At 36.3% G+C, this 997-nt stretch carries 1 protein-coding gene; it reads right to left on the bottom strand.

All coding sequences use genetic code 11. The features are described 5' to 3' along the window. A partial coding sequence (locus tag IV84_RS10465; protein WP_162261358.1) for a replication initiator protein A occupies positions 1–572 on the bottom strand: 572 nt, incomplete at its 3' end. Between the last annotated feature and the right edge of the window lie 425 nt (positions 573–997).

The raw sequence follows: 997 nt of genomic DNA, 5'->3' as shown, positions 1-997 counted from the left end.
CTCTTTTTGAGAAGTCCGCTTGTACCAAGGGATTCAGATGTATCAGAAACGGTATCATGCGGGTTTCTCTTTTTGAGAAGTCCGTTTGTACCAAGGGGTTCAACGGTATCATACGGGTTTCTCTTTTTGAGAAGTCCGCTTGTACCAAGGGGTTCAGGCGATTTTAATGGCTCTCGCTTAATATAAACGTCTTTTGCTGTTACTTCCAAATCTGCCAAATATAATCTATTTGGTTCGTTTTTGCCTGATCTTGGATTAAAACCCATATGTTTTTGATACAAAAGTTTTGCGTCCATTAATTCGTGTTTAATCTTATTGATTTTATTATTTGACCAGTTTCGTAAATCTTTTAGTTCATTGTTTGTGTATATGAAATATACGTTGTTATTTTCGTCAACCCAATTATTGCTCAGTGAGTAACTTAGACGATCGCGTAACACCGAATAAAGTAAAATGGCACTATCGCTAAGATCCTTATATTTTTCTCCTTGGAGTAAGATCTGCGGCAAAGCGTAGAACTTTACTTCATATGCCCTTTTAGCATTTGTAAAGTTGAAATTTGATTGATCCATAATAAAAGCTCCCTTTCTTAACTGACACACGCTGTCTTAAAAGAGAGTTGCTAAAACATTTGATTTGCTTTAAAATACAAATCTGATATGCTCTAACTGAATTACAAAGCATTCATTTAGCGGTGAGGCTTTGCAAATTCATCAGCATGTGTCTGTTTGTGAGTTGCCCAGTCGGCAACTTTTTTTAATTTCTAACAACAAAAATGGACTAAATAGCTTCAGTTAGCTACTTAGTCCATTGACTTCAATTTGTTTTTAACTATCCTTAACTTGTCCTCGGGGACTGGTTTGCGGTATAATTAACCTACAAATTAAGAACAATGTTCAGTCGATTTTAACTTGGCGGTGAAAATCGACTGAATCTAAGTAGCTGTCCTATAGCTACTTGCTAAATCCAAAATCCCTGATTCCTCGTGAATCGGGGA

Origin of the sequence: Pediococcus damnosus (assembly GCF_001437255.1) — a bacterium.
GTDB classification, from domain to species: domain Bacteria; phylum Bacillota; class Bacilli; order Lactobacillales; family Lactobacillaceae; genus Pediococcus; species Pediococcus damnosus.
This window is presented reverse-complemented; position numbering and strand designations above follow the sequence as displayed.